This window comes from Streptomyces sp. R21 (assembly GCF_041051975.1).
GTDB lineage: Bacteria > Actinomycetota > Actinomycetes > Streptomycetales > Streptomycetaceae > Streptomyces.
This window is the reverse complement of sequence record NZ_CP163435.1, coordinates 8,594,850-8,618,404: the sequence shown is the minus strand read 5'-3', so window position 1 is coordinate 8,618,404 and position 23,555 is coordinate 8,594,850. Positions and strand designations below refer to the sequence as shown.

Annotated in this window: 29 protein-coding genes and 1 riboswitch; of the genes, 15 read left to right on the top strand and 14 right to left on the bottom strand. The window is 71.7% G+C overall.

From position 1 onward, the window contains the following. Window positions 1-52 precede the first annotated feature (52 nt). From AB5J56_RS38510 to AB5J56_RS38480, 7 genes are all read right to left on the bottom strand, one after another. Complete coding sequence (locus AB5J56_RS38510) at window positions 53-808, bottom strand: urease accessory protein UreD (RefSeq protein ID WP_369239997.1); 756 nt, start codon at window positions 806-808, stop codon at window positions 53-55. Beyond that, window positions 805-1,488: an urease accessory protein UreG gene (gene ureG / locus AB5J56_RS38505; RefSeq protein ID WP_369239995.1), complete on the bottom strand. Its 684-nt coding sequence runs from the start codon at window positions 1,486-1,488 to the stop codon at window positions 805-807. The genes AB5J56_RS38510 and ureG overlap by 4 nt, the downstream gene beginning before the upstream one ends. 131 nt (window positions 1,489-1,619) lie before the next feature. Beyond that, window positions 1,620-2,294: an urease accessory protein UreF gene (locus AB5J56_RS38500; RefSeq protein ID WP_369239993.1), complete on the bottom strand. Its 675-nt coding sequence runs from the start codon at window positions 2,292-2,294 to the stop codon at window positions 1,620-1,622. Beyond that, window positions 2,294-4,015 (bottom strand): urease subunit alpha, encoded by a 1,722-nt coding sequence (locus tag AB5J56_RS38495; protein ID WP_369239991.1) that lies wholly within the window; start codon window positions 4,013-4,015, stop codon window positions 2,294-2,296. Before AB5J56_RS38495 ends, AB5J56_RS38500 begins: the two co-directional genes overlap by 1 nt. After that, the gene (locus tag AB5J56_RS38490) at window positions 4,008-4,319 is read right to left on the bottom strand and encodes an urease subunit beta (RefSeq protein WP_369239989.1); all 312 of its coding nucleotides are present in this window, start codon (window positions 4,317-4,319) and stop codon (window positions 4,008-4,010) included. The genes AB5J56_RS38495 and AB5J56_RS38490 overlap by 8 nt, the downstream gene beginning before the upstream one ends. 16 nt (window positions 4,320-4,335) lie before the next feature. Continuing rightward, window positions 4,336-4,638, bottom strand: a complete 303-nt coding sequence (locus AB5J56_RS38485; RefSeq protein ID WP_020270782.1) for an urease subunit gamma — start codon at window positions 4,636-4,638, stop codon at window positions 4,336-4,338. 116 nt (window positions 4,639-4,754) lie between these two features. After that, window positions 4,755-5,405 carry a TetR/AcrR family transcriptional regulator gene (locus tag AB5J56_RS38480; RefSeq protein ID WP_369239987.1) on the bottom strand — a complete coding sequence of 217 codons (651 nt, stop codon included), beginning with the start codon at window positions 5,403-5,405 and terminating at the stop codon, window positions 4,755-4,757. Between the two features lie 148 nt (window positions 5,406-5,553). Between AB5J56_RS38480 and AB5J56_RS38475 the strand changes: the two genes are divergently transcribed. Beyond that, entirely contained in the window at window positions 5,554-6,561 is a 1,008-nt protein-coding gene (locus AB5J56_RS38475) for an ABC transporter permease (protein ID WP_369239985.1), read from the top strand. Window positions 6,562-6,688: 127 nt separating this feature from the next. On the opposite strand, the gene AB5J56_RS38470 is transcribed toward AB5J56_RS38475, so the two are convergent. Beyond that, on the bottom strand, window positions 6,689-6,964 hold the full coding sequence (locus AB5J56_RS38470; RefSeq protein WP_369239983.1) for a type II toxin-antitoxin system Phd/YefM family antitoxin: 276 nt from the start codon (window positions 6,962-6,964) through the stop codon (window positions 6,689-6,691). Window positions 6,965-7,188: 224 nt separating this feature from the next. Between AB5J56_RS38470 and AB5J56_RS38465 the strand changes: the two genes are divergently transcribed. The 4 genes from AB5J56_RS38465 to AB5J56_RS38450 all read left to right on the top strand — a co-directional run bounded on the left by AB5J56_RS38465 (window position 7,189) and on the right by AB5J56_RS38450 (window position 9,791). After that, window positions 7,189-7,824 (top strand): ATP-dependent Clp protease proteolytic subunit, encoded by a 636-nt coding sequence (locus tag AB5J56_RS38465; RefSeq protein ID WP_369239981.1) that lies wholly within the window; start codon window positions 7,189-7,191, stop codon window positions 7,822-7,824. 7 nt (window positions 7,825-7,831) lie between these two features. Next, window positions 7,832-8,140, top strand: coding sequence for a hypothetical protein (locus AB5J56_RS38460; protein ID WP_369239979.1), 309 nt, complete (start codon window positions 7,832-7,834; stop codon window positions 8,138-8,140). Window positions 8,141-8,477: 337 nt separating this feature from the next. Continuing rightward, window positions 8,478-8,674: riboswitch (cyclic di-AMP (ydaO/yuaA leader) on the top strand. Window positions 8,675-8,677: 3 nt separating this feature from the next. Then, window positions 8,678-9,151: a C40 family peptidase gene (locus AB5J56_RS38455; protein ID WP_369239977.1), complete on the top strand. Its 474-nt coding sequence runs from the start codon at window positions 8,678-8,680 to the stop codon at window positions 9,149-9,151. A gap of 79 nt (window positions 9,152-9,230) precedes the next feature. Continuing rightward, entirely contained in the window at window positions 9,231-9,791 is a 561-nt protein-coding gene (locus AB5J56_RS38450) for a DUF6328 family protein (RefSeq protein WP_369239975.1), read from the top strand. Here AB5J56_RS38450 and AB5J56_RS38445 read toward each other — a convergent pair. Continuing rightward, window positions 9,730-10,353 (bottom strand): LysE family translocator, encoded by a 624-nt coding sequence (locus tag AB5J56_RS38445; protein ID WP_369239973.1) that lies wholly within the window; start codon window positions 10,351-10,353, stop codon window positions 9,730-9,732. The genes AB5J56_RS38450 and AB5J56_RS38445 overlap by 62 nt on opposite strands. A 90-nt stretch (window positions 10,354-10,443) precedes the next feature. Between AB5J56_RS38445 and AB5J56_RS38440 the strand changes: the two genes are divergently transcribed. Further along, entirely contained in the window at window positions 10,444-11,361 is a 918-nt protein-coding gene (locus tag AB5J56_RS38440; RefSeq protein WP_369239971.1) for a LysR family transcriptional regulator, read from the top strand. Window positions 11,362-11,369: 8 nt separating this feature from the next. On the opposite strand, the gene AB5J56_RS38435 is transcribed toward AB5J56_RS38440, so the two are convergent. Then, window positions 11,370-11,828: an ATP-binding protein gene (locus AB5J56_RS38435; protein WP_369239969.1), complete on the bottom strand. Its 459-nt coding sequence runs from the start codon at window positions 11,826-11,828 to the stop codon at window positions 11,370-11,372. Between the two features lie 212 nt (window positions 11,829-12,040). Here AB5J56_RS38435 and AB5J56_RS38430 point away from each other — a divergent pair, with 212 nt between their 5' ends. Together AB5J56_RS38430 and AB5J56_RS38425 are read left to right on the top strand one after the other, a co-directional pair. Beyond that, complete coding sequence (locus tag AB5J56_RS38430; protein ID WP_369239967.1) at window positions 12,041-12,898, top strand: helix-turn-helix domain-containing protein; 858 nt, start codon at window positions 12,041-12,043, stop codon at window positions 12,896-12,898. 10 nt (window positions 12,899-12,908) lie between these two features. Then, window positions 12,909-13,133: a DUF397 domain-containing protein gene (locus tag AB5J56_RS38425; protein ID WP_369239965.1), complete on the top strand. Its 225-nt coding sequence runs from the start codon at window positions 12,909-12,911 to the stop codon at window positions 13,131-13,133. A gap of 45 nt (window positions 13,134-13,178) precedes the next feature. Here the strand turns inward: AB5J56_RS38425 and AB5J56_RS38420 are convergent, their stop codons facing one another. After that, window positions 13,179-14,312 carry an 8-amino-7-oxononanoate synthase gene (locus tag AB5J56_RS38420; RefSeq protein WP_369239963.1) on the bottom strand — a complete coding sequence of 378 codons (1,134 nt, stop codon included), beginning with the start codon at window positions 14,310-14,312 and terminating at the stop codon, window positions 13,179-13,181. A gap of 159 nt (window positions 14,313-14,471) precedes the next feature. On the opposite strand from AB5J56_RS38420, the gene bioB reads away from it, so the two are divergent. The 4 genes from bioB to AB5J56_RS38400 are packed head-to-tail and all read left to right on the top strand — an operon-like array spanning window position 14,472 to window position 18,067. Next, window positions 14,472-15,713: a biotin synthase BioB gene (gene bioB / locus AB5J56_RS38415; protein ID WP_369239961.1), complete on the top strand. Its 1,242-nt coding sequence runs from the start codon at window positions 14,472-14,474 to the stop codon at window positions 15,711-15,713. Beyond that, window positions 15,706-16,986 carry an adenosylmethionine--8-amino-7-oxononanoate transaminase gene (locus tag AB5J56_RS38410; protein WP_369239959.1) on the top strand — a complete coding sequence of 427 codons (1,281 nt, stop codon included), beginning with the start codon at window positions 15,706-15,708 and terminating at the stop codon, window positions 16,984-16,986. The genes bioB and AB5J56_RS38410 overlap by 8 nt, the downstream gene beginning before the upstream one ends. Window positions 16,987-16,992: 6 nt before the next feature. After that, a complete protein-coding gene (gene bioD / locus AB5J56_RS38405; RefSeq protein WP_369239957.1) occupies window positions 16,993-17,715 on the top strand; it encodes a dethiobiotin synthase in 723 nt (240 codons plus the stop codon). 10 nt (window positions 17,716-17,725) lie between these two features. Next, window positions 17,726-18,067 carry a hypothetical protein gene (locus AB5J56_RS38400; protein WP_369239955.1) on the top strand — a complete coding sequence of 114 codons (342 nt, stop codon included), beginning with the start codon at window positions 17,726-17,728 and terminating at the stop codon, window positions 18,065-18,067. Here the strand turns inward: AB5J56_RS38400 and AB5J56_RS38395 are convergent. After that, window positions 18,023-20,116, bottom strand: coding sequence for a LuxR C-terminal-related transcriptional regulator (locus tag AB5J56_RS38395; RefSeq protein ID WP_369239953.1), 2,094 nt, complete (start codon window positions 20,114-20,116; stop codon window positions 18,023-18,025). The two genes, AB5J56_RS38400 and AB5J56_RS38395, sit on opposite strands and share 45 nt — an antisense overlap. A gap of 223 nt (window positions 20,117-20,339) precedes the next feature. Here AB5J56_RS38395 and AB5J56_RS38390 point away from each other — a divergent pair, with 223 nt between their 5' ends. Next, window positions 20,340-21,026, top strand: coding sequence for an esterase/lipase family protein (locus tag AB5J56_RS38390; RefSeq protein ID WP_369239951.1), 687 nt, complete (start codon window positions 20,340-20,342; stop codon window positions 21,024-21,026). 115 nt (window positions 21,027-21,141) lie between these two features. Next, on the top strand, window positions 21,142-21,858 hold the full coding sequence (locus AB5J56_RS38385; RefSeq protein ID WP_369239949.1) for a class I SAM-dependent methyltransferase: 717 nt from the start codon (window positions 21,142-21,144) through the stop codon (window positions 21,856-21,858). Here the strand turns inward: AB5J56_RS38385 and AB5J56_RS38380 are convergent. Next, window positions 21,853-22,227 (bottom strand): fic family toxin-antitoxin system, toxin component, encoded by a 375-nt coding sequence (locus AB5J56_RS38380; protein ID WP_369239947.1) that lies wholly within the window; start codon window positions 22,225-22,227, stop codon window positions 21,853-21,855. The genes AB5J56_RS38385 and AB5J56_RS38380 overlap by 6 nt on opposite strands. A gap of 4 nt (window positions 22,228-22,231) precedes the next feature. Then, window positions 22,232-22,471: a toxin-antitoxin system HicB family antitoxin gene (locus AB5J56_RS38375; protein ID WP_369239945.1), complete on the bottom strand. Its 240-nt coding sequence runs from the start codon at window positions 22,469-22,471 to the stop codon at window positions 22,232-22,234. Window positions 22,472-22,670: 199 nt separating this feature from the next. On the opposite strand from AB5J56_RS38375, the gene AB5J56_RS38370 reads away from it, so the two are divergent. Then, entirely contained in the window at window positions 22,671-23,555 is an 885-nt protein-coding gene (locus AB5J56_RS38370; protein WP_369239943.1) for an ABC transporter ATP-binding protein, read from the top strand.

Below are 23,555 nucleotides of genomic sequence, written 5' to 3'. Positions count from 1 at the left end.
TTACTGATCCGATATCCGGAGAACCGTGTCCTGGTGAGCGGAACCGTACGTTTCAGCCGAGTGACGCGAGCGCCTCGTCGAGCACGCGCCGCAGCAGCCTCGCGTCGGGCGCCAGCGCGGTCACCAGGACGGCGGGCCCGGCGAGCGGGGTGAGTGCGGCGTACTCCCCCCGCATCCGCGCCCCTGGCCTCTCTGTCCCGAACTCCGGCCGTACGACCACGAGTTGCCCCAGCGCGCGATGGCCGGCCAGCACGGCGGGACCGTCCCAGCCCCCGGGGGCACCGGGCCCGCACGTCAGCTCCTGGTCCAGCAGCGGCCGACCGTCGAGGCGCACGGTAAGACGGCTGGCGAGCCGCCCGGGTTCCTCCGCCGCCCGCCCGAGCACCTGCTCCTCCCGGAAGACCAGCCGGGCCCCGGAGGCCAGCTCGATGCGCGAGGACACGCACAGATCACTTCCACCGGCGGAGATCAACTGCTCGGGCAGCCAGTGCAGTTCACCGTCGGCGGCGACGTTCAGGTGTACGTCGTAGTGCGCCTCGCCCTTGGCCTGCCCGGGCAGCGCGATGGTGGCCGCCGCGGAGCCGACGTGCAGCCGGGCGCCGGGACCCGCCTCCGCCTCGACGGTGAAGTGGTCGCCGCCGAGCGGTCCGCTCATCGCCCCGACGAGCATGACGCGTGCCTCGGTGCCGCTCGCCCGCACGCGCCGCAGGGCGAGAGGGCCGTCCCCCTCCAGCACCGGCAGCGCGGTGCCGCCCCGGCCGTCGTCCCGTGCCGCGATCCGCGCTCGCGCCCGTACCCCTGTCGTCATGCCGTCCACGCGGCGAGCTGCGCCCGCACCCAGCCGGCGACCTCCGCGACCCCGGGCTCGCTGCGCAACGACTGGAAGACGACGGGCAGTTCGGCCCGCTGGGTCTTCGCGTCGGCGGCCATCCGCCCGAGGTCGGACCCGACGTACGGGGCGAGGTCCGTCTTGTTGACGACGAGCAGATCGGCGGTCGTGACGCCGGGCCCGCCCTTGCGCGGGATGTCGTCCCCGCCCGCCACGTCGATCACGAAGATCTGCGCGTCCACGAGCCCCTTGGAGAAGGTCGCGGTGAGGTTGTCCCCGCCGGACTCCACCAGGATCAGGTCCAACGGCCCGACCTCGTCCTCCAGATCCTCGACCGCTTCGAGATTGGCGGAGATGTCGTCCCGGATCGCGGTGTGCGGACAGGCCCCGGTCTCCACGGCGGTGATCCGCTCCGGCGGCAGCACGGCCTCCCGCAACAGGAACTCCGCGTCCTCGCGCGTATAGATGTCATTGGTGACGACGGCGAGGGAGAGTTCGTCACGCAGGGCCCGGCAGAGCGCGGCCACGGTAGCGGTCTTCCCTGACCCGACGGGACCGCCGAGCCCGATACGCAGAGCGCGCCGGGTCCCGTCAGGCCGATGAGCATCAGCGCTGAGGGCGGAGGGCCCGTCATGAGAGTGAGAGTGATCAAGATGCATAAGAGCGGCTCCAGGAGGGGTGGTCAGCCCGTCCGGCGTTTGAGGACGAGGCCGTCCAGGCCGATAGGGGGAAAGGGGGCGAAGCCCCCAGGAAGACGGGACGGGAAGGGGCGGAGGGGGCGATCAACCCCCTACGACGCGAACAGCCGTACGGGCCACCCCGCATGGGCTTCCGCAGCGATCTCCAGCAGCGGAGCGGACGCCGCGGGCAACGCATCGACGCCGTCGTCAAGCACTCGCCGCGCGGCCACGGCAGCCTGCTGAGCGACAAGGTCCAACTCGGGAGCAAGCCGAGCCAGCACCCCCGTCGCATCGAACGGATCAAGACTCAGCAACCGCACGGCCGCGCTCGCCGGTCCGCTGAGACTCTCGTACGCCGAGCAGTACGCGGCATCGTCGGGCCCGAGCCCCGCGGCCCGCGCGGTCACCCCGAGCACCACGGGCTGGTGCGCCCCCTTGGGGAACTCCCGCGCGAGCGCGTCGAGTTCACCGGAGGGCCAGGTCGCCCGGGCGGCCCGCATCAGCTGCCGCCCGAGCCTGCGCGCGGCAACACGCAGCGCGGCCGACGGCGTACGGGCGTCCGCCGCCGCGTCCAGCTCCACGGGATCGACTCCGAGCGCGGCCGCCGCGGCGAGGGCGGCCGAGACCAGCCCCGCCGTGTGCAGCCGGCCCCGGCAGAAGTCCTCCAGGCTCGCAGCCCCGGTGATCCGTCCTGCCTTGACAGCGGCCTCGGCCCCGCCGGAGTGCGCGTGCCCTCCGGCGGGAAAGCGGCCGTCCGCCAGGACGAGAAGCGCGGCGCGGGACATCAGAAGAGGAAGTAACGCTGGGCCATGGGCAGTTCGGCGGCGGGCGTGGCCTCGACCAGCTCCCCGTCGATGTGCACGGCGAAGCTGTCGGGGTCGACCTGCACGCGCGGCCGGGCGTCGTTCTCGCGCATGTCGGCCTTGGTCACGCCGCGCGTCGAGTCGATCGCCACGAACCGCTTGCCGAGCCGGAGCCGCTCCGGCAGCCCGTCCTCGATGGCGAGCGGGGCCACGAAGTTGAACGAGTTCGAGGCGGGCGCCCGCCCGATCGCCCCGTACATCGGACGCGGCAGGATCGGCTGCGGTGTCGGAATCGAGGCGTTCGCGTCGCCCATCTGCGCGTACGCGATCTGTCCGCCCTTGATGACGAGGTGCGGCTTGACCCCGAAGAACGCGGGCGCCCACAGCACGAGGTCGGCGAGCTTGCCCGTCTCGACGGAGCCGACCTCGCGGGCGAGGCCCTGCGCGAGCGCCGGGTTGATCGTGTACTTGGCGACATAGCGACGTACGCGGTGGTTGTCCGCGCGGCCGTCGCCGGGCAGTGCGCCGCGCCGCCGCTTCATCACATGGGCCGTCTGCCAGGTCCGCATGATCACCTCGCCGACCCGGCCCATGGCCTGGGCGTCCGAGGAGATGATCGAGATCGCGCCGAGGTCGTGCAGGATGTCCTCGGCGCCGATGGTGGAGGGCCGGATCCGCGACTCCGCGAAGGCCAGGTCCTCGGGGACGGCCGGGTTGAGGTGGTGGCAGACCATCAGCATGTCGAGGTGTTCCTCGGCGGTGTTGACGGTGTAGGGCCGGGTCGGGTTGGTGGAGCTGGGCAGCACGTGCGGCTCGGAGACCACGGTCATGATGTCGGGCGCGTGCCCGCCGCCCGCGCCCTCGGTGTGGTACGCGTGGATGCCGCGCCCGCCGATCGCGGCGAGCGTGTCGCCCACGAACCCGGCCTCGTTCAGCGTGTCGGTGTGGATGGCGATCTGGATGCCGGTGCGGTCGGCGACGGTGAGCGCGGCGTCGATGACGGCGGGCGTGGAGCCCCAGTCCTCGTGCAGCTTGAGCCCCAGCGCTCCCCCGCGGATCTGGGACAGCATCGCGTCGTGCGAGACGGTGTTGCCCTTGCCGAGCAGACCGAAGTTGAGCGGGTACTCCTCCATCGCCTCCAGCATCCGGGCCAGATGCCAGGGGCCGGGGGTGACGGTGGTCGCCTTGGAGCCCTCGGCGGGGCCGGTGCCGCCGCCGATCAGCGTGGTGACGCCGGAGGCGAGCGCCTCGTCGGCGATCTGCGGACAGATCAGGTGGACGTGCGCGTCGATGGCGCCCGCGGTCAGGATCCGCCCGTTGCCCGCGATGATCTCGGTCTCGGGGCCGATGACGAGGTCGGGGTGCACTCCGTCCATGGTGTCCGGGTTGCCCGCCTTGCCGATGCCGGTGATCCGGCCGTCGCGGATGCCGACGTCGGCCTTGACGATGCCCCAGTGGTCGATGATCACCGCGCCCGTGATGACCGTGTCCGGGGTGCCGTCTGCGCGCGTAGCACGCGCCTGGCCCATGGATTCTCGGATGACCTTGCCGCCGCCGAACACGGCTTCGTCACCGGCGAGTCCGGGACCGCCGGAACGATCCTCCTCGATCTCGACGAGCAGATCGGTGTCGGCGAGCCGGATGCGGTCGCCGGTGGTGGGGCCGAACAGATCGGCGTACACGGCACGCGAGATCTCAGGCATCGAGGGCACCTCCGGTCTCCCCGCGCAGTCCGGGCACCACACGGGCGCCGGCGAGCGGAACAAGTTCTACGTCGACGGGGATCCCGGGCTCGAAGCGCACGGCGGTACCGGCGGCGACGTTGAGCCGCTGGCCGCGCGCGGCGGCGCGGTCGAACTCCAGACCGGGGTTCGCCTCGGCGAAGTGGTAGTGGGAGCCGACCTGGACGGGCCGGTCGGCGGCGTTGAGGACGGTCAGCCGGGTGACCTCACGGCCCTCGTTGAAGGTGATGGGTCCGTCGGCGAAGAGGATCTCTCCGGGAATCATGGCGTTCGCTCCCCCGTCAGACGATCGGGTCGTGGACGGTGACGAGCTTGGTGCCGTCCGGGAAGGTCGCCTCGACCTGGACGTCGTGGATCATCTCGGGGATGCCCTCCATGACGTCGTCCCTGGTCAGCAGCTTGCGTCCGGAGGACATCAGCTCCGCGACCGTACGGCCGTCACGTGCTCCTTCGAGGATGTGCGACGTGATGAGCGCGATCGCCTCGGGGTGGTTCAGCTTGAGCCCGCGGGCCCGGCGCTTCTCGGCCACGTCGGCTGCCACATGGATCAGCAGCCTCTCCTGCTCGTGCGGGGTCAGTTGCACGGCGTCCCACCTCACAGTCCTCGCTCCGGACCGTGCGGGGTCCGGTTGCCGCTGCCACGGGGCAAAGTGCCTGGTGGCGTGGAGGGGCAGGCTAGTTGGGCCGAGTTTCAAGCAAGTTAACCGAGCTGTGATCCATTCATCCCGCCGGACCCGCCTGTGCGCATGCTCATCAACGCCCGTAGACCGTCCCGCAGGACCTCGGGGGATGCGGCACCGAAAACGGCCTGCTGGGCCGCGAATCCCTGGGCAAGGGCGATCATCGTGCGGGCCATGGCGTCGGCGTCGGCGTCCGCGGGCATGAGGTCCGCGGCCTTGTAGCTCTCGACGAGCTTCGCCCATGCGGCGCGCACCTGGTCATAGCCGGTGCGCATGACGGCCGACAGCTCGTCGTTGCGCAGGGTCTCGGTCCACACCTGGATCATCAGTCGGGGGAAGATCCACTCACCGCCGTCCAGCACGCCGGGCTTCAGTGCTCTCAGTTGTGCCAGTGCCCTGGTGATCAGTACGTCCGGCAGCGGCGGCGGGGTCTCCTGGGCCGCTCGTTCGTAGGTGTCGTGCACCGCCTCCAGCACCTCGGCGACGATCGCGCCGATCAGCTCGTCCTTGCCGCTGAAGTAGCGGTAGACGGCGCCCGCGGAGAGATCGACCTCTTTGAGCACGTCCTGCATCGACGTGGCGTGAAACCCGTTACGGGCGAAGCAGAGCGAGGCGCCGTCGAGGATCTGCCGGCGGCGGGCGTCGAGGTGTGCCTGGGATACGCGGGCCATGTCCCAAAATTAAAACGAACATTCATTCTTGACAAGAGAAGCAGGCAGAGGGACGGTAGTGGCGTACCTAAAACGAACGATCCTTCTTTTTAGAACCACTCGGAACCACTCGGAACCCACCCGGAACCCCCACCCGGAAAGGGAGCACATGTCCGCCTCCGCCACCCCCGCCAGGCCTCACACCCGCCGACTGATCGCGGTCCTCGTGCTGATCCCGGCCCTGGCGGCGCTCGCCCTGTGGTCCTTCGCCTGGCCCGCCACCCGAACGGCGCCCCGTGACCTGCCGCTCGGCGTGGCGGGCCCCGCCACCGCGACCGCACAGTTGGAGAAGCGGCTCGCCGGGCACCCGGGCGCGTTCGAGATACACCGCTACGCGAACGAGGCCGCCGCCCGGGACGCCGTCGAGGACCGGACCGTATACGGCGCCGTCGTCGCCACCGCCCAGGGGCCCAAGCTGCTGACCGCGTCGGCCGCGAGCCCCCTGGTCGCCCAGTTGCTGGACCAGGCGGTGACCGGACAGGCGCCGGCGGGCACCGAGGTGACCACCGTCGACGTCGTGCCCGCCTCCGCGCACGACCCGCGCGGCGCGGCGCTGACCGCGAGCGTGCTGCCGCTCGCGCTGGCCGGCATCGCCGCGGGAGCCGTCGTGACGCTGCTGGGGCTGCGGGGCATCCGCGCCGTGGCCGCGCTGGTCGGTGCCGCCGCCCTGGTCGGCGCGGTCGCGGCTGCCCTCGCGGGTAGCTGGCTGGGCGTCATCACCGGGAACTGGTGGGCCGAGGCCGCCACGCTCGGCCTCTCCACGCTGGCGGTGAGCGCCGCGGTGGCCGGGCTCGCGGCCCTCTTCGGCGCCCCGGGCATCGGGCTCGGCGCGCTGCCGATCATGCTGTTCGGCAACTCGTTCTCGGGAGCGGCCTCCGCCCCGGAGATGCTGCCGGAGCCGGTCGGGGCGATCGGCCAGTGGATGCCGCCGGGCGCCGGTACGACCCTGCTGCGCTCGGTGTCCTTCTTCGACGGGGCCGCGGCCGTCGGCCCGGCGCTCACCCTGGTCTGCTGGACGGCCCTCGGACTGGGCGCGGTCCTGCTGGGCAACGCACGGAAGTCGCGCCGCACAAGCCCCGAGCCGGTCGCACAGCGGGAACCGGCTCTCGTGGGCTGACACCGGATCGAGGCCCCGCCCGCCCCGCACCCCGGGCTCCGCCCCGGAACCGGTCGTGAGCCCCTGCCCGCCGCGGGCAGCGGCTCACGGCCGTCACACCTTCGAACCGCCTTGCCCGGAGCGGGCGTTACGACGCCGTGTGCCCCCGGTGCTCCGCGGCGATGCCGAACCGCTGGCGCTCGCGCGGGGCGGAGCCGACCTCGCGAACGGTGGAGACCGAGGTGATCACCTGCTCCTCGGCGGCGTCGAGTTCTTCGAGGCGCTCCAGGTCGGCGGCGGAGACCATGGCGACGAGGGGCTTCCCGTGCCGCGTCACGACGACGCGCTCGTTGCCGTACACCACCCGGTTGATCAGATCGGCGAGCTCAGCCCTGGCTTGCGTCACCGGAATCTCGTAGGCCATGGCCACCAGCTTAGACCGGGCCCTCCGGACCCCCAGGGTCCGCAGATCCTCCCGGCACGGACCCATCGCAACCCCGCCGCAACCCCGCCGCAGACTCACCGCACCCCTGATCCCCGTGGAGCGTCACGCTCCACGGGGTTTTTCGCTGTCAGCCGATACCCTCGACGCGTTCTGTACGTCCTGTACATTTTTTACAGGAGAGTCGCTCTGAGGAGGCGCCAGCCATGAACGAACCGACCGCTCGTCACGTCCTGCCCGAATTCACCGAGCGCACCAGTGCCGGGCACCGGAGCCTGGATCCGTACTCGAAGCTCCTCGACGAGCGGATCGTCTTCCTGGGGACCCCCATCGACGACACGTCGGCGAACGACGTGATGGCGCAGTTCATGCACCTCGAATACCTGGCGCCGGACCGGGACATCGCGCTGTACATCAACTCCCCCGGCGGCTCGTTCAGTGCGATGACGGCCGTCTACGACACGATGCAGTTCGTCACCTGCGACGTGGAGACGGTCTGCCTGGGGCAGGCCGCCTCGGCCGCGGCCGTCCTGCTGGCGGGCGGCACTTCGGGCAAGCGGTCCGCGCTGCCCGGTGCCCGGGTGCTGCTCCATCAGCCCTCGTTCACCGAGCCGATCGAGGGTCAGGCGAGTGATCTGGCCATCCAGGCCGAGGAGTTGATGCGCACCCGGAAGATGCTGGAGGAGATGCTCGTACGGCACACCGGGCAGAGCGCGGAGCAAGTCGCCGCGGACATCGAGCGGGACAAGATCCTGGACGCCCCGGCGGCACTCGCCTACGGACTGGTGGACGCGATCGTCCCGAGCCGCAAGACCTCGGGCACCGCGCCGGGCGCGAGGTGATGGCCCGATGCTTCCACCCGAACTGCCCCCGCTGCCCGCACTGACGCGCGCGGAGGCCGAGTTGATCGACCGTTACCTCGACGTGGTCGATCTGCTCGGCCGCATCAACCCGGCCCGCCCGGGAGACACCTACCGCGGACTGCGCGCCGCCCAGGCGCTGGTGGGCAAGGCGACGGCGCTGCGCGACGCTCTCGCGCTGATGCACCAGCGGGGCGAGAGCGAGGTGCACTCCCCGACGCTGGCACAGGCGCTGCGCGTCCTCGACGGCGAGCGGCGGGCGGCCCGGGTCACTCTGCCCCCGGGAGCCGACAGTTGACGCACCCACACCCGGGCCGCCGTCCGCGACAGGGCGGCGAGCCGTCCGGTGCCCGGTTCAAACGGACCAGATGGCGTACCCCCGGATGGAGTAGACAGGCGTCGCTCCGAAGGCCCGGAAAAGTTGCGCAACGCGCGTATATCAGGGGCGGAATGAAGTATTCCGGTGCTGGTAAGAGCGTCATTGACCCCCTCGACACCCCTTCGAACAAAGGGGTGTCCACCCGAACGGGTGAGTGGTGAGTAACCCCACAAATCACTGATTCCACTCGGTTTTTCCGACATCGGTGCGTCAAGATCCCTTCCGACGACAAGCCCCCGCCACAGCGGCGGGGCGGTCCGGGCGGACGCCGAGTCCTGCCGCCTCCCGGATGACCGGTCGACAGGAGTGGATCGGCAGGAGTGGAGGACCCAGCAAGCTGGGCCGCCGGAGAGATCCGGGCGGTCCTTGGGGTGAAGCCGCAGTACGCGGCCGGGCAACTTCGCCAGCCCGAATCCGACAGGTCATCCTTCACAGGCGGCTGACGAAGGGTTGCGCATGACTGCGCTCAATCGTGTCCCGTCGCTGCTGACCCGGGCCGGTACGGCCTCGGCTCTCACCATCGCCGCCGTGGGCGGCAGCATCGTGGTTCCGGGTGTCGCCTCCGACGCCTCGGCCGCGACGACCGCGACGAAGGCACTACAGGTAGCGGCCTCCAAAAAGGGCTCCCCGTACAAATGGGGCGCCACGGGGCCACGCCGCTTCGACTGCTCCGGGCTCACGCTCTACTCGTACAAGAAGGCGGGCAAGAACCTGCCTCGTACGGCCGCGGGGCAGTACAACAAGACCCACCATGTCACCGCGTCCCACCGCAAGGCCGGTGACCTGGTGTTCTTCCACTCGGGCCGGAACGTGTACCACGTCGGCATCTACGCCGGGAAGGGAAAGATCTGGCACTCCCCGAAGACGGGGGAGGTTGTGAAGCTCCAGAAGATCTGGACGAAGAGCGTCTGGTACGGCCGGGTCAGCTGACCCGCCCGACGGGGTGACGGCAGGGATGCCGTCACCCCGTCGGGGCGTGACATGGGCCGGGGCGGTTACTCGTGAACCCATGGCCGACCTACCGCACCACAGCCAGCGGGACGAGACTCCCCTGGAGCGCGCCGACCGCAACTTCGGCGAGCTGCTTCAGGAGCTGCGCGTCACCCAGACCGGGGTGCAGATCCTCTTCGCGTTCCTGCTGACCCTGGCCTTCACCCAGCGCTTCCCGTCGCTGGACACCTTCCAACGCGCCACGTACGTCACCACACTGCTGCTCGCGATGCTGGCCGCGGCCCTGTTCACGGCGCCCGCCGCACTGCACCGCTCGCTGTTCCAGCAGAATGCCAAGGCGCGGATCGTGCGGGTCTCCTCCCGGTTGGCCACGGCCGGCCTGAACGTGCTGATGCTGGCGTTCACAGGGTCGGTGCTGCTGGTCGTGGACGTGACGCTGGGGCGCGGCGCCGGAATCGCCACAGGGGCCGGCACCCTCGCCGTCTGTCTGGCGCTGTGGCACCTGCTGCCCCTGCTGGTACAGCGCAGCCTCAGCCGCGATGACCGGCGCGAGCCACTCAGGCGCGAAGAGACTCCGTCAGCAGCACCGCGCCGAGAATCGTCAGCGCGCTCCCGGTGACGGCTTCCACGGTCCGCGCGGCCCTCGGCCGGCGCAGCCATCGGCCGAGCCGGTCCACGAGCAGCGCGACCGCCGGGAACCACACCAGGGCCAGTACGACCACGATCAGCGCCAGCAGCAGGGTCCGCGGCAGCGCGGGACTGCCCGCGGGCACGAACTGCGGCAGCAGGCTGAGGAAGGTGATCGGCGCCTTCGGGTTGAGCGCGTTGGTCACGAAGCCCTGCCGCAGCGGGCGCGCACCGGACGCCGCCTCGTCGGACTCCCGCGCACCGGACACCGCAGCGCGCAGCCGCCGCAGCGTCCGTGCGCCCAGGTACAGCACATAGGCGCCGCCGAGCAGTTGCAGCGTCCGGAACAGCGCGGGCACCGCCGTGAGGACCGCCGCGACCCCGGCGACCGCCAGCGCCGTGTGCAGCAGCAGCCCGCCCGCGACACCGAGGGCACAGGCGACTCCGGCCCGGCGGGAGACCAGGGCGTTGCGTACGACGACGGTGAAGTCCGCGCCCGGCATGGCGACCATGCCCGCGGCGACCCCGGTGAAGGCGATGAGCTGTGCGTCCATGCGCACCAGCCTGCCTGCGCCGCGCCTTCAGCAGGTATGTCGAATATCCTGGGTTTTCCTTAAGCAACTGTTTAGGCCCGGGAGGGTGGCGTGTACGACCCGACGCGGCTGGCGGCGCTGGTGGCGGTCGCCGAGGCGGGGTCGATCACCCGGGCCGCCGAGCGCCTCGGCTACACCACGCCGGCGCTCTCCCAGCAGGTGGCGAAGCTGGAGCGCGAGGCGGGCGCGACGCTGCTGGTGCGCTCCCATCGGGGGGCGCGGCTGACGGACGCGGGCGAGCTGCTGGTGGTGCGGGCCCGCCGGGTTCTCGACGAGTTGGAGCAGGCCCGGCACGAACTGGCGCGGCTCGCGGGCCTGTCGGGCGGCACCCTGCGGCTTGGCACCTTCCAGACGGCGGGTATCCAGCTGCTGCCGCAGGTGCTGAGCGCGTTCCGTCGCGCGCACCCGGACGTGGAGCTGGCGGTCGCGAACTACGAGCCACCGGACGGTGTTTCGGCGGTCGCCGCGGGCGAGGTCGACCTCGCGCTCACCCACACCTACGAGCCCGCCGCTCCCGCCCCGCTGCCCGCGTCAGTCGCCCTGGAGCCCGTTCTGGTCGAGGAGTTGGTGCTGGTGACCGCTCCCGGGCACGCCCTCGCGGGCGGCACCGCGCGGCTGTCCCTGGACCGGCTCGCCGGGCAGCCGCTGATCAGCATGGCGCCCGGGCATCCGTCCCGCGCGGGCGTGGAGGCGGCGCTGGCCCGGGCCGGGGCCACCCCGTCGGTGCTGGTCGAGACCCCGGGGTACGCCCTGGTGTGCGCGCTGGTCAGTGCGGGGCTCGGGGTGGCGGTGGTGCCGGAGATGGTGGGCAGGACCGCGGTCACGCCGGTGGGGGTGCGGCAGCTGGAACCGGGCGATCTGCGCCGTACGATCTCGGTCGCCCACCGCACCGACCAGGCGGCACCCGCCGCCGACGCGTTCCGTGCGTTGCTGCGCGGCGCCTTCGGACGAGCAGCGCAGCGGAACTGAGCGCGCCTTCAGGGTTCTTGCCCGCCCACCGCGGTGACCGGCTGCACGGGAGCCGACCACGGCAGCTCGATGGCGACGGTCTTGCCGCCCTCCCGGGTCGGCCGGACGCTGAGCCTGCCGCCGCACTCGGCGGTCAGCCAGCGGATGATCACCATCCCGCGCCCGTTGTCCTGCTGGACCGCGGCGGGCAGCCGTTTCGGGAAGCGCGGGTGGCTGTCGGTGACCCCGATGCGCAGTTGCTCGTCACGGTCGAGCCGTAGGTCGACGGTGAAGGTGGGCGACTGCCCGAAGGTGTGCTGGACGGCGTTGGTGGCGAGTTCGGAAACGATCAGCCGTACGGTGTCGGCGATTTCGGTGTCGGTCGGCAGGCCCCATTCGGCCAGGACGCCTGCGACGTATTTCCTGGCCGAGGAGACCGAAGCGGGATCGCTCGGCAGAGTGATGGATGCTTCATGGTGGTCTGCCATGGCGACGTCGTCCCTTTCCCACGGGACCGGAGTCCGACACGGAGCGTGTGGTACGAGTACGGTCCCGGACTGGTGCTTCGCGCCAGACTGCCATTACCGGGCCGGTCACGGGTGCGATCCACCGAGATATGCATATATCTGTCGCTCGAAGCGGTGAACTCTGCGACGACAGCCCGTATTTGGGCGGCCCGGAAGGAGTAAGGAGTACGGCCATGCAGTACGGTCCCGCGGTGCGCCGCCGCAAGCTCGGCGCGGAACTGCGTGCCCTGCGCACCGGAGCGGGCCTCACGAGTGGCCAGGCGGCGCGTCTGGTGGGCTGGCACCAGTCGAAGGTGAGCCGCATCGAGACGGGCTCCAGCGGTGTGAAACCGGCCGATGTACGACTGCTGTTGGACGCGTACACGGTCGAGGACTCCGAACTGCGCGATCTGCTCCTCGTGTTGGCCGGCGCCGACGAGGTGGGGCGGCACCACTGGTGGCACGCCTACCGCGGGGTCCTGCCGGCTACGTACCGCGACTTCATCAGCCTGGAGTCGCAGGCCAGCGTCATGCGCACATTGGAGACCGCCGTGGTGCCGGGGCTGCTCCAGACGCCCGAGTACGCCCGTGCGGTGACGCGGGCCGCGGTGGACGGGCTGGAGGACGCCAAGCTCGACGCGCTCGTCGAGGTGCGGCTCGCCCGGCAGGACGTGCTGCGTTCGAATCCGCCGCTGGAACTGAGTGCGGTGCTGGACGAGGCGGTGCTGCGGCGGGAGGTCGGCGGCCCCGACGTGATGGCACGCCAACTGCGGCGTCTGGTGGAGGCCGCGCACCTTCCTCAAGTGCGGCTTCAAGTACTTCCGTTCGCCGCAGGTGCCCATATCGGAATCACCGGGCCTTTCGTTATCTTCTCCTTTCCGAACACTTCTGATCTGGATGTGGTTGTTCTTGACCAGCTGACGAGTAGCCTCTACCTCGAACGGAAAGAAGACCTCCAGGCCTACAGCGAGGCCTTCAACACCCTTCAGATCCACGCCCTTTCGCCCGAGGACTCGTTGGATTACATCGCCGGGATAGGTGACGGCGCGTAAGGAGGCACCAATGTCTGCACTGCCTCGGTACGTACCTTCCAGTACTTCGTTGCACGACGTGCCATGGCTGCGCAGCAGCCGCAGCACGGGAATGAACAACTGCGTGGAGACCGCCCGTCCGGGCTCCGGCCCCTGGGCCGGACTGGTGGCCGTACGCGACTCGAAGAACAAGGCAGGGCCCGCCCTGCTCTTCGGCCCTGCCACCTGGCAGGGCTTCATCGCCGCACTCAACTGAGCAGCAGTGCGCCGAGCACCAAGGCGCGAAAGCTGCGAACGACGCCTACCGCGTCTGGCTGATCACCCGCACGGCCCTCTCGATCTGCTGGTCGGTGAGGTCCGCGCGGGCGGTCAGCCGCAGGCGTGAGATGCCGTCGGGCACGGACGGGGGCCGGAAGCAGCCGACGGCGAGTCCCGCCTCCCGGCAGGCCGCCGCCCACTCCACGGCCCGCTCGGGGGACGGCGCACGCACGGAGACGACCGCGGCGTCCGGTCGTACGGCCTCGAGCCCCTCGGCGGTGAGCCGGGTGTGCAGGGCCGTCGCCACCGCGCGCGCCCGCGCCGCACGCTCCGGCTCACGGCGCAGCAGCCGCAGCGCCCCGAGGGCCGCACCCACCGCGGCGGGCGCCAGACCGGTGTCGAAGATAAAGGTGCGGGCCGCGTTGACCAGGTGGTCGATGACCTGCGCGGAGCCGAGAACGGCGCCGCCCTGGCTGCCGAACGACTTCGAGAGCGTGACGGTCACGACGACACCCGGATCGCCCGCGAGCCCGGCGGCGTGCGGGGCACCCCGGCCGCCGTCACCGAGCACACCGAGCCCGTGCGCGTCGTCGACGATCAGCCCGGCGCCGTGCTCGCGGCAGGCGTCCGCGAGGCCGGCTAGCGGGGCCGCGTCGCCGTCCACCGAGAAGACCGTGTCGGACACCGCGACGGCCGGCCCGGTGCTGGTGCCGAGCGCCTTGCGTACGGCGTCCGGGTCGGCGTGGGCGACCACCTGGGTCGTGCCGCGGGCGAGCCGGCAGCCGTCGATGAGCGAGGCGTGGTTGCCCGCGTCGGAGACGATCAGCGAGCCGTGCGGCGCGAGCGCGGTGACCGCGGCCAGGTTGGCGGCGTACCCCGAGGAGAAGACGAGCGCCGCCTCGAAGCCGCAGAAGTCCGCCAGCTCGCGTTCGAGTTCCGCGTGCAGTTCCGTGGTGCCGGTGACGAGCCGGGAGCCGGTGGCGCCGCCGCCCCAGACGCGGGCCGCGTCCGCCGCGGCCCCGGTGATCTCGGGGTGGCGGGCGAGACCGAGGTAGTCGTTGCTCGCGAGGTCAAGGAGCGGGGAGTCGGCGGGACGCGGCCTCAAGGTCCGTACGAGACCTGCTCGACGGCGAAGACAGTCCTGCTCGTCGATCCAGCCGAACGGCGATCCCGCCATGTGTCCTCCGGGCCTCGGGTGTCTTGTTTTGTAGGCAGTTCACAGACCCTAGCGGCCCGGTCTGCCGCCCAGGATGTGGCAATACCCACACGTCGATCCGTCTCTCTTGTGCAAACTCTCCTTGGCCCGGACCGCTCGCATACGTCAGGATCGGGCCTCATGGACCTGCTGAACACGCTGGTGGACAAGGGGCTTCGGCGCGAGCTGCCGACCCGCGACGAGGCGCTGGCCGTACTGGCCACCTCCGACGACGACGTGCTGGACGTGGTGGCCGCGGCCGGCAAGGTGCGCCGGCACTGGTTCGGCCGCCGCGTGAAACTGAATTACCTGGTCAACCTCAAGTCCGGCTTGTGTCCCGAGGACTGCTCGTACTGCTCCCAGCGCCTCGGTTCCAAGGCCGACATCCTGAAGTACACCTGGCTGAAGCCCGACGAGGCCTCGCAGGCCGCGGCGGCCGGGCTGGCCGGAGGGGCCAAGCGGGTCTGTCTGGTGGCCAGCGGCCGCGGCCCGACGGACCGTGACGTGGACCGGGTCTCCGACACGATCAAGGCGATCAAGGACCAGAACGAGAGCGTCGAGGTGTGCGCCTGCTTGGGCCTGCTCTCCGACGGTCAGGCCGAGCGGCTGCGCGAGGCGGGCGCGGACGCCTACAACCACAACCTCAACACGTCCGAGGGGACGTACGGGGACATCACGACCACGCACACGTACGCCGACCGGGTGGACACGGTCCAGAAGGCGCACGCGGCGGGCCTGTCCGCCTGCTCGGGGCTCATCGCGGGCATGGGCGAGAGCGACGAGGACCTCGTCGACGTCGTGTACGCGCTGCGCGCACTCGACCCCGACTCGGTTCCGGTCAACTTCCTGATCCCCTTCGAGGGCACCCCGCTCGCCAAGGAGTGGAACCTCACCCCGCAGCGCTGTCTGCGGATCCTCGCGATGGTCCGGTTCGTCTGCCCCGACGTGGAAGTGCGCATCGCGGGCGGCCGCGAGGTCCATCTGCGCTCGATGCAGCCGCTCGCGCTCAACCTGGCCAACTCGATCTTCCTCGGCGACTACCTCACCAGCGAGGGCCAGGCCGGCAAGGCCGACCTCGACATGATCGCGGACGCCGGCTTCGAGGTGGAGGGTGCGGGCGAGATCACGCTGCCGGAGCACCGCGCCACGGCGGCAGGCGGCTGCGGCTCGCACGCGGGCGCCGGAGGGTGCGGGTCGCACGAGGGTGCGGGCTGCGGGTCGCATGAAGGGGGCGGCGTCTGCGGCTCGGCGCCGGCTTCGACCGCGACCGCGGCTTCGGCTTCGGCTTCGGCTTCGGCTTCGCAGGACGCGTCCGAGGCGCGCACGGATCTCGTCGCGGTGCGCCGCCGGGGTGCCGGAACGGATCTCGCGCCCAATGCCTGATCTGTCCGTGGGCGAGCTGCTGGACCTCGACCGGCGGCACGTCTGGCATCCGTACGGGCCGATGCCCGGCCGTCAGGAACCGCTCGTCGTGGAGTCGGCGAGCGGGGTGCGGCTGCGCCTTGCGGACGGCTCGGGCGAGTTGATCGACGGGATGTCGTCCTGGTGGTCGGCGATCCACGGCTACAACCACCCGGTGCTCAACGACGCGGCGCGCGACCAGCTGGGGCGCATGAGTCATGTCATGTTCGGCGGGCTCACCCACGAGCCCGCCGTCCAGCTGGCGAAGCGCCTTGTCGACATGTCTCCCGAGGGCCTGGAGCATGTCTTCCTGGCCGACTCCGGCTCGGTGTCCGTCGAGGTCGCCGTCAAGATGTGCCTTCAGTACTGGCGTTCGCTCGGCCGCCCGGCCAAGCAGCGCCTGCTGACCTGGCGCGGCGGCTACCACGGCGACACCTGGCAGCCGATGTCGGTGTGCGACCCCGAGGGCGGGATGCACGAGCTGTGGCAGGGCGTGCTGCACCGCCAGGTGTTCGCCGACGCGCCACCGGCCGAGTACGAGGAGTCGTACGCCGACCAGCTGCGCGAGCTGATCGAGCGGCACGCCGACGAACTGGCCGCGGTGATCGTGGAGCCGGTCGTGCAGGGCGCCGGCGGCATGCGCTTCCACTCCCCCGCCTATCTGCGGGTGCTGCGCGAGGCGTGCGACGCGCACGACGTGCTGCTCGTGTTCGACGAGATCGCGACCGGCTTCGGCCGCACGGGCGCACTGTTCGCGGCGGACCACGCGGGCGTGACGCCGGACGTGATGTGCGTCGGCAAGGCGCTGACCGGCGGTTACCTGACGATGGCGGCCACGCTGTGCACGGCCCGGGTCGCCGATGGCATCTCGCGCGGCGCGGTGCCGGTGCTCGCCCACGGGCCGACCTTCATGGGCAACCCCCTCGCCGCCGCCGTGGCCTGCGCCTCCCTCGACCTGCTGCTCGGGCAGGACTGGCAGGCCGAGGTCAAGCGACTGGAGACGGGCCTGCGGGACGGGCTGGCACCGGCGGCGGAGCTGCCGGGGGTGCGGGATGTCCGCGTCCTCGGCGCGATCGGCGTGGTGCAGCTCGACCACGACATCGACATGGCGGCGGCGACGCGGGCCGCGGTGCGCGAGGGCGTGTGGCTGCGCCCCTTCCGCGACCTCGTCTACACCATGCCGCCGTACGTCACGGGTGACGCGGACGTCGCCCGGATCACGCGCGCCGTCTGCGCGGCCGCTCAGGAAGGCTGAACCGGAATGTCGGTACTGGTGATCACGGGGACGGGCACGGAGATCGGCAAGACGGTCACGACCGCCGCCGTCGCCGCGGTGGCGGTCGCCGCCGGGCGCTCGGTGGCCGTGCTCAAGCCCGCCCAGACGGGTGTACGGCCGGACGAGCGCGGCGACGCCGACGAGGTGGCCCGGCTCGCGGGCCCGGTCACGACACGTGAACTCGCCCGCTATCCGGAGCCGTTGGCGCCCGGGACCGCCGCACGCCGGGCCGGTCTCGCGCCGGTGCGACCGCACGAGGTGGCGGAGGCCGCGGCCAAGCTCGCCGTCGACCACGACCTGGTGCTGGTCGAGGGCGCGGGCGGTCTCCTCGTCCGTTTCGACGACGAGGGCGGCACGCTCGCGGACGCGGCCCGGCTGCTGGCGGCTCCGGTGCTGGTGGTCGCCGCCGCGGGGCTCGGCACGCTCAACACGACGGAACTGACGGCGCACGAACTGCGGGCCCGTGGGCTCGACTTCGCGGGTGTGGTCATCGGCAGCTGGCCCAAGTCCCCCGACCTGGCCGCCCGTTGCAACCTCGCGGATCTTCCGAACGTGGCCGAAGCTTCCCTGCTCGGGTCGGTGCCCGAGGGGGCCGGGGCCCTCCCACCCGCCGACTTCCGTGCGGCGGCAGCGGGTTGGCTTGCTCCGCGGCTCGGCGGGACATGGGACTCGGAGGCGTTCACGGCGCGGGAAACACCGCAGGCGTAGGGGAAGCACCGTGGGCATCGGCTACGAGCACGAACATCTACTGCCGCTGGTGAAGGCACTCCTCGCCGCCGGGAACCGGCTGCAGCCGCACCCCGCCACCGACCAGCCCTTCCGCCCCAGCCAGGGCGGCCCCTACTGTCCCCTGGTCGATCCGATCGACTTCGACGTCGTCAGGGATCTTCCCCGGCGGGCCGAGGTGCAGCTCGACGAGGACATCGACGCGATCTTCTGCCGGCACTGCTGGACAGTGATCTACGGCGGCGCCCACGTGCCCGAGACGGTCTTCCGGCGCCCCGGACGCAGGCTCTCACTCCCTGTCCTCCCCCAGCAGCCGGACCAGCTCGATCCGTGAGCGGATGTCCAGGCGGGCGAAGACACCGCGCAGGTGGTGGTCGATGGTGCGGGGGCTGAGGAGCAGACGGCTGGCGATCTCGCGGTTGGTGGCTCCCTCCGCGGCCATGCGGGCGATCATGAGCTGCTGGGCGGTGAGGCGGGCGGCGAGGTCGTCGGCGCCGTTCGCCTGCGCGGCCGGTTCGCCGAGGGCGCGCAGTTCGCCGCGTGCCCGGGCCGCGCAGTGCGGGGAGCCGAAGTGCTCGAAGGCTTCGAGGGCGCTGTGCAGCCGGTCGCGGGCCTCGGTACGCCGGCGCAGCCGTCGCAGGGCGGCGCCGAACAGCAGCTCCGTGCGGGCGCGTTCGAACTCCCGGGTGCCGACGGCATGCAGGTCGAGTGCGGTGCGGTAGTGCTCGACGGCGTCCTCACCCGTGGCGAGCAGGGCCCGGCAGCGGGCGCTGAGGGCGAGGTCGTCGGGGCTGCGGACAGTGCGCGCCCAGTGGTCGTAGTCGGCGTGGGCGGCCACGGCGACGCGGGTGTCGCCGGTGTGGACGGCGGCTTCGACGTAGAGCGGTGTGGCGAGGTGGCGGATGGCCCGGTGGCCGTGTCCCGGGCCGAATCCGGCGAGCGCCCGCAGCCGGGCCCCGGAGGCGGCGAAGCGACCGGTGCTGAGGTCGAGGAAGGCGAGGGCGAACAGCGACAGCGCGGCGGGCAGGCCGAGCCCGCGAGCCAGCGCGTAGGAGCGGGCGGCCTCGGCGCGCTCCCGGCACACGTCCTCGTCGCCGGCGACGGCGGCGAACAGGGCGAGGGCGGCCTGCAGATGGCAGGCTCCGTTGTCCTGGCCGGTGGCATGCGCCTGCCGCAGCGCCTCCAGCGCCCCCGCCTCGGCGGCGCGCGGACGCCCGGTCCAGAAGTCGGCGTACGCCCGGAACTCCATCGCCTGCGGAACGGTGACCGCATCGCCTCTGCTCCGGGCCGCGGCCGCCGCCCGCACGGTGGCCGTGGCAGCCCCGGTGTGGTCGCCGAGCATCAGCGCCGCGATCCCGGAGTGGATCAGCAGGGTGGGGTCGCCGCCGGGACCGCAGCGTCCGGCGGTCGCCTGGAGTGCGTCGCGGGCGTCGTCGTAACGGCCCTCGAAGGCGGCGGCGAGTGCGCCGAGCGTGCCGGGCACCGCGATCCCGAGCCGGTCGGCGACGGCGGCAGCCTCGCGGCAGCGGCGCAGGTCGCCGGTGTAGATGGCGGCTTCGGTGGCGCGGGCGAGCAAGTGGACAGCCGCGTCGGGACGGTCCTTGCGGGCTTCGTCGCCCGCGAGGCGGACCGTCGCCGTCAGCAGCGCGTCGAAGGCCTCCGTGGCGTTCCCCGCGCGTAGAGCGAGCAGTCCGCCGAGGGCGTCGTCGTCGGTGTGGGCGACGAGGCGGCGTGCGCGGTCGCCGTCGCCGGAGTGCCAGGCGTCGGCGGCGGCCCGGGCGAACAGCCGTGCCCGGTCGCGGGGTTCGGGCGACAGGGTGGCGGCGCGTTCGGCGAGGGCGCAGGCCAGTGCGGGTTCGCCTGCGCCGCGCGCAGCGTCGGCGGCGGCGCGCAGTTCCGCGGCGAGCCGCCTGCTGGGGCCGAGCGCGGCGGCGCCGCGGTGCCAGGAGCGCCGGGGTGACTCGCCCTCGCCGCACAGCACCCGGGCGAGCAGGTGGTGGGCCTCGCGCCGGTCCTCGGCGGAGGCGGTCTCGTAGGCGGCGATCCGCGTCCAGGGGTCGCGGAAGACGATCCCGCCGGCCGTGGCGTGGGCGAGCCCGGCGGCCTCGGCGTCGTCGAGGGGCCGGGTGTCGAGCCGGCCGGCGGTGACCGCGCGCAGGAAGGCGCGGGTCGCGATGGGGTGCTGGTCGGCCGCGGCGAGCAGCAGGAGCCGCCGGGTGTCCTCGGGCAGGGCGCGCACTTCGCCGCGGTGGACGCGCAGCAGGGCGGGTGCCAGGGTCGCGGGCTCCGCCGGGAGCGGTTCGAGGCCGGTGAGCTGGGGTTCGCTGAGCACCGAGGCGAGTTCCACGGCGGCGCGCGGGTCGCCGTGCGCGGCACGCAGCACCCGTACGCGGACTCCCTCGGGTAGTGGGGGGTCGAGGTGCTGCCACGCGTGTGTGCCGGGCTGTGCCGAAGTCTGCGGAAGAGGCGGGGGGTTCCACGGAGGCGCCACACAAGTGATGTTACTGGTGGGTTAACTGACTAGTAAAGACCGGCGATCTCGCCGATGCGGCGCGCGTAGACCCCGCCTGACACTCCGGGGAACCCCACCCCCATCAGGAGGCACCATGCAACGCAGCATGCGCCGTATCCTCGCGGTCCTCTCGGCCGTGACCGCCTCACTCCTTCTGTCGCTCTCCCTGACCGCCTCCCCCGCCCAGGCCGCGAGCCACAACCCGATCGTCTTCGTGCACGGGATCAGCAGTTCGTCGAGCAGCTGGGACGACTGGATCGCCGATTTCAAGGCGGACGGCTACTCCGCCTCCGAGCTGGACGCGTGGTCCTACGACTGGTCCCAGTCGAACGCGACCACCGCCCAGCAGCTGGCCACCGAGGTCAAGAGCGTGCTCGCCAGGACCGGCGCCTCCAAGGTGGACCTGGTCGTCCACTCGATGGGTGCGCTGAGCGCGCGGTACTACCTGAAGAACCTGGGCGGGACCGCGTACGTCGACGACTTCGTCTCCGCCGCCGGGGTGAACCACGGGACCACGACGGCCTCCTGGTGCAAGTGGCTCTACACGTCCTGCGCGGAGATGTACACCGGCAGCTCGTTCCTCACCTCGCTGAACTCCGGGGACGAGACACCGGGCAGCGTCGCCTACGCCAGCTACTGGTCGAACTGCGACGACCTGCTCACCCCGGACACCACCGCGATCCTCAGCGGCGCCACCAACGTCGAGGTCGGCTGCATCTCGCACACCGACATGAACAACGACTACGGCGTCTACGAGCAGGTGCGCGACTTCGTGGCCTGACCGGCCCCGGTCCCCGCCGCGCGGTCCGCGCACGACCCGGGCCGCGCGGCGGGGGGTGCCGCGCACCGGTCCGGGGGAGAATCGGGGTAACGCCCGTCCTCCCCGGGAGGTCCTCATGCCGCTACGGTCCGCCGACTCCGGCAAGGTGCCGCGGGACGCCGTCCACCATCCGCTGTTCGCCCGCTACTACGCCCGCATCAGCGTGAGCGCCGAGACGAAGCTCGGCATGGGCGGCGTGCGCGACAGGCTGCTGGCCGGGCTCTCCGGCCGGGTCATCGAGATCGGCGCGGGCAACGGCCTGAACTTCGCGCACTATCCGAGCACCGTCTCGGAGGTCGTGGCCATCGAACCCGAGCGGCTGCTGCGGCAGTTGGCCCTGGAGGCGGCCCTGCGCGCGGACGTGCCCGTCGACGTGGTGCCGGGCGCGGCGGAGGCGCTGCCGGTCAAGAGCGAGGCGTTCGACGCGGCGGTGCTGTCGCTGGTGCTGTGCAGCGTCCGGGACGTGCCGCGTGCCCTGTGCGAAATGCGGCGGGTGCTGCGGCCGGGCGCCACCGTGCGGTTCTTCGAGCACGGCGCGGGCGGCGGCCGGGTGATGTCGTACACCCAGCGCGGACTGGACCGCACGCTGTGGCCGCGGCTCAACGGCGGCTGCCACCTGGCCCGGGAGCCGGTCGCCGCACTGCGCGACGCGGGGTTCGAACTGGGCCCGTACCGACAGCTGTTGATGCCGGAGAAGGGGCCACGGCTGCCCACCTCGTACTGCGTGCTGGGCAGCGCGTGGCGCCCTCGGCTCTCCGAGACGGAGGCGGCGTCCGAGCAGGACGCCTCATAGGCTCCACCGGCGCAGCTCGCGCGCGATGTCGGCGACGGTCGCCTCGCCGCCCTTGACCAGCCGTGCGAGTTCACGCACCTGCTCGGGCGAGGTGACGACCTTGAGGCCGCTGGCGACGAGATAGGCGTACGCGACGGCCGTGGCGAACATCGCGTTGGAGCGTTCGAGTGCCGGGACGTGCAGCAGGAGTTGCAGCAGCGCGGCGGCGCGGCTGTGCGGGCTGTCGTAGACGGGAATGCCGAATATCTCCGCCTCGTGCCGGCTGACGGCGGCGACGAGGGCTCCCCAGTCGGTGACCTGGGGGTCTCCGGGCGTCTTCTGTTCGGCGATCATGAGGAGCCAGGCAAGGTCGACTCTGAGACTGCTCAAGGGATCAACGACGACCTTCGCGGGTGCCTTCGCGGTCAGCGCCGAACTCGTCGGCGAAGACGGATTCGTACTGCTTCATGAAGTCGGCGGCGGCCTCGACGAAGGTGTGTCCCACTTCGCCGGTGTCCTGCCTGACCAGCTCCTCGATATAGCGGTTCACGCTCATGCCGCGCTCCAGGGCTCGCTCGCGGGCGGCCCGGGCGGTGCCCTCGTCCACCCTGACGTTCAACTGTGTCTTGGCCATGCTTCGAAGCTAGCGCCGGAGCGCTAGCACGGGCAAGAGGGACCGGGCTCCGCCTCTAGGTGTCCCTTACACCGGCATCAGCGGCCCACCCTGGGGTGGAGCAGGCCCGGCACTTCAAGGGGATACCGGCTGTGCCCGGGATCACACTACGCTCGGCCGGGACAAGGAAGTCGGGACGTCGATCACTGAGGAGGCGGCCTTGTCCACAGCTGCTGCGGAGCACTCTGCAAGCCGGCCGGGGGCCGACGGCACCGCCGCCCGCGCCCGCGGCCTGACAAAGGCGTACGGCACGGGCGAGACGGCGGTGCTCGCGCTCGACTCCGTCGACGTGGACATCGCGCGCGGCCGCTTCACCGCCGTCATGGGCCCCTCGGGCTCCGGGAAGTCCACCCTCATGCACTGCCTGGCGGGACTCGACTCGGTCTCGGCGGGACAGGTGTGGCTCGGCGACACCGAGATCACCGGGCTCAAGGACCGCGAGCTGACCCGGCTGCGGCGGGACCGGATCGGCTTCATGTTCCAGTCGTTCAACCTGATCCCGACGCTGAACGCGGCCGAGAACATCACGCTGCCCATGGACATCGCCGGCAAGAAGCCCGACGAGAAGTGGCTGGACCAGGTCATCGACACGCTGGGGCTGCGCGACCGCCTCAAGCACCGGCCCGCAGAACTGTCCGGCGGCCAGCAGCAGCGGGTGGCCTGCGCACGGGCGCTCGCCTCCCGGCCCGAGCTGATCTTCGCGGACGAGCCGACGGGCAACCTCGACTCGCGCGCGGGCCTGGAGGTGCTCGGCATCCTGCGCGACGCGGTCGACGAACTCGGCCAGACCGTCGTCATGGTCACCCATGACCCGGGCGCCGCCGCCCACGCCGACCTGGTGCTCTTCCTCGGGGACGGGCGGATCGTGGACGAGATGGCGCACCCCACGGCGGAGGCGGTGCTCGAGCGCATGAAGCGGTTCGACACGATCCGGGCCACCTTCGACGACGCGGATGCCCACGCGGTCGGCGACGGCGCCTCCGACGACGTATCCCTCGGCAAGTCCACCGACAAGCCCACCACCGAGTCCACGGACAAGGACTGA

Coding starts and splice junctions, on each gene's coding strand:
- bioD (WP_369239957.1), top strand. CDS start 16,993: ATGTCGGTACTGGTGATCACGGGGACGGGCACGGAGATCGGCAAGACG.
- AB5J56_RS38465 (WP_369239981.1), top strand. CDS start 7,189: ATGAACGAACCGACCGCTCGTCACGTCCTGCCCGAATTCACCGAGCGC.
- AB5J56_RS38425 (WP_369239965.1), top strand. CDS start 12,909: ATGTCTGCACTGCCTCGGTACGTACCTTCCAGTACTTCGTTGCACGAC.
- AB5J56_RS38510 (WP_369239997.1), bottom strand. CDS start 808: ATGACGACAGGGGTACGGGCGCGAGCGCGGATCGCGGCACGGGACGAC.
- AB5J56_RS38500 (WP_369239993.1), bottom strand. CDS start 2,294: ATGTCCCGCGCCGCGCTTCTCGTCCTGGCGGACGGCCGCTTTCCCGCC.
- AB5J56_RS38390 (WP_369239951.1), top strand. CDS start 20,340: ATGCAACGCAGCATGCGCCGTATCCTCGCGGTCCTCTCGGCCGTGACC.
- AB5J56_RS38455 (WP_369239977.1), top strand. CDS start 8,678: ATGACTGCGCTCAATCGTGTCCCGTCGCTGCTGACCCGGGCCGGTACG.
- AB5J56_RS38445 (WP_369239973.1), bottom strand. CDS start 10,353: ATGGACGCACAGCTCATCGCCTTCACCGGGGTCGCCGCGGGCATGGTC.
- AB5J56_RS38430 (WP_369239967.1), top strand. CDS start 12,041: ATGCAGTACGGTCCCGCGGTGCGCCGCCGCAAGCTCGGCGCGGAACTG.
- AB5J56_RS38460 (WP_369239979.1), top strand. CDS start 7,832: ATGCTTCCACCCGAACTGCCCCCGCTGCCCGCACTGACGCGCGCGGAG.
- AB5J56_RS38495 (WP_369239991.1), bottom strand. CDS start 4,015: ATGCCTGAGATCTCGCGTGCCGTGTACGCCGATCTGTTCGGCCCCACC.
- bioB (WP_369239961.1), top strand. CDS start 14,472: ATGGACCTGCTGAACACGCTGGTGGACAAGGGGCTTCGGCGCGAGCTG.
- AB5J56_RS38475 (WP_369239985.1), top strand. CDS start 5,554: ATGTCCGCCTCCGCCACCCCCGCCAGGCCTCACACCCGCCGACTGATC.
- AB5J56_RS38410 (WP_369239959.1), top strand. CDS start 15,706: ATGCCTGATCTGTCCGTGGGCGAGCTGCTGGACCTCGACCGGCGGCAC.
- AB5J56_RS38435 (WP_369239969.1), bottom strand. CDS start 11,828: ATGGCAGACCACCATGAAGCATCCATCACTCTGCCGAGCGATCCCGCT.
- ureG (WP_369239995.1), bottom strand. CDS start 1,488: ATGCATCTTGATCACTCTCACTCTCATGACGGGCCCTCCGCCCTCAGC.
- AB5J56_RS38490 (WP_369239989.1), bottom strand. CDS start 4,319: ATGATTCCCGGAGAGATCCTCTTCGCCGACGGACCCATCACCTTCAAC.
- AB5J56_RS38470 (WP_369239983.1), bottom strand. CDS start 6,964: ATGGCCTACGAGATTCCGGTGACGCAAGCCAGGGCTGAGCTCGCCGAT.
- AB5J56_RS38420 (WP_369239963.1), bottom strand. CDS start 14,312: ATGGCGGGATCGCCGTTCGGCTGGATCGACGAGCAGGACTGTCTTCGC.
- AB5J56_RS38450 (WP_369239975.1), top strand. CDS start 9,231: ATGGCCGACCTACCGCACCACAGCCAGCGGGACGAGACTCCCCTGGAG.
- AB5J56_RS38375 (WP_369239945.1), bottom strand. CDS start 22,471: ATGGCCAAGACACAGTTGAACGTCAGGGTGGACGAGGGCACCGCCCGG.
- AB5J56_RS38385 (WP_369239949.1), top strand. CDS start 21,142: ATGCCGCTACGGTCCGCCGACTCCGGCAAGGTGCCGCGGGACGCCGTC.
- AB5J56_RS38480 (WP_369239987.1), bottom strand. CDS start 5,405: ATGGCCCGCGTATCCCAGGCACACCTCGACGCCCGCCGCCGGCAGATC.